We start from the raw sequence: 1,622 nt of genomic DNA on the forward strand, positions 1-1,622 counted from the left end.
TTCCAAGCACACAGGTCGCCCCGGTTGGCTGGCAGTTTGGAAGGGGTGGGCAAAATTACAGACCTGCGTTGAAGGCTGGCGCATAGCGCGCCAGTTCTTGGGTGTAGAGATGTGATAAAGAGATAGGTTCATGGGGGAGGTGTTAAAGAACGACAGCTTTGAAGCCCGTAGCAGCATCTTCTCCACACCGTCTTCCGGCAGGTTCATAGCCTTCACTTTTTCGTGCTGGACGACCACTGCATCTTTGGTGGGTTCCAGCACGCATTCCAGACGGCGCAGCAGGGTGAACGGCAAAATGATGCGCCCATACTGGGACTGCTTGAAATCGCCTCTCAGAAGGTCGGCTACGGACCAGATGAAGGCGGCAAGGTTGTTGGCGGTATGGGTGTTGGGCATGAGGGTAACCGGTAAGGCAGACATCCGGAGTAGCTGTCGATTGTCAAAGACGGGATTGCCGGATCAGACTGCTTGGATTGATTAATTGGATGTAGATTACAGGAAAGGGAGAGGGGTTTGAATGGTGTAGGGGCTATTGTCATCACTGGAACATAAGGCGTTCGGTATACGAAGTAAGATGGTTGTCTTATTTGTGTCTTGTTTGCTGACAGAATTTGTTTCATGGTTGAACTTGGTCGTGTAAGGACAAGAGTAAAGGATTATGAACAGTCTTGATGCTTTAATTGAAGAGCACTGTACAGATATGGAGTATGTGGAATATACAAGTCAGTCGTCAGGAAGGCTTTTAACTGTGCTTAAACCTGATGAGCCTGGCTCTGAGCCTTTTGATTCTTTGTATCGAAGACATATGGAGCGTTGTATTGATAAGAAACGGTTTCTAACGAGGCTGCGTACTAAATACATTGATACACCTGATATTGTTCAACAAATAGGGTATGAGCTGCGGTCAGTGGAAAGGTTTATGGATTTGAATAACCTCCGATCAGAGCCTGCCAGCAAAAAACTTTCCGAAAATATTCATGCCTGGATTCACTTGCTTCCCTGGCTCAATCGTGAGCTGGTTTTTCTGGATGCCCAAAAGGTTGACTATAAACCGAAGAGAACCAAAGAAAGAAAACTAGCACTTAAAAATTCAATAGCAGCCATCAAGCATGATTATGCTTCTCAGACTGATGTTCAGAAGTTGCTTCGGCTGGCTGGTCCGAGGCCGCATGCAGGGCAGGGCAGGGCGAAATACATAAAAAACAGGAGTTTTCGTACATCATGCTAAGAGTACGTGAGGTACTACAAAACAGAGGGAAAAAAGGATCTCCAGCCGAATTTGTTCAGTTCATCCAGCGCCTTCAAAGAAACCGAGAGTTGGGGATAGTGGATAAAAAGTTCGAACTGCTTGAAGGCTATGAATTTTCTTATTCTAAAGGTGAAAACAAGATTTTCTTTACTGATATGTACAGTAACAGGGTATCTAAAAGTGCAACGTCACTTAATCAAATATTTTACAGAAAAAGACTACCTGAAGAGTTGAATGTTGATTAATAAATGGTAACTATTCAGCACCCAGCAAAGGATGATTACCATAATTCTTCAGAGCTATAAGCAGAGCTTCGAAAATATTCTGACCCTGCTTTCTCGCCGATGACACATAACTTCGTATCCGACAGTAA

The 1,622-nt window shown here is 44.8% G+C and carries 3 protein-coding genes; 2 read left to right on the forward strand and 1 reads right to left on the reverse strand.

The genetic code is table 11. The annotated features are described in order from the left end of the window. Nucleotides 1-396, reverse strand: a 396-nt coding sequence (locus ACR2PX_RS19505) for a type I restriction-modification system subunit M N-terminal domain-containing protein (protein WP_434001028.1), incomplete at its 3' end; no start/stop codon positions are given. Nucleotides 397-658: 262 nt separating this feature from the next. Between ACR2PX_RS19505 and ACR2PX_RS19510 the strand changes: the two genes are divergently transcribed. Next, complete coding sequence (locus ACR2PX_RS19510; protein WP_434001029.1) at nucleotides 659-1,228, forward strand: hypothetical protein; 570 nt, start codon at nucleotides 659-661, stop codon at nucleotides 1,226-1,228. Then, nucleotides 1,222-1,494: a hypothetical protein gene (locus tag ACR2PX_RS19515; RefSeq protein WP_434001030.1), complete on the forward strand. Its 273-nt coding sequence runs from the start codon at nucleotides 1,222-1,224 to the stop codon at nucleotides 1,492-1,494. Before ACR2PX_RS19510 ends, ACR2PX_RS19515 begins: the two co-directional genes overlap by 7 nt. Nucleotides 1,495-1,622 lie beyond the last annotated feature (128 nt).

It is taken from the genome of Endozoicomonas sp., from assembly GCF_051008435.1.
Taxonomy (GTDB): domain Bacteria; phylum Pseudomonadota; class Gammaproteobacteria; order Pseudomonadales; family Endozoicomonadaceae; genus Endozoicomonas_A.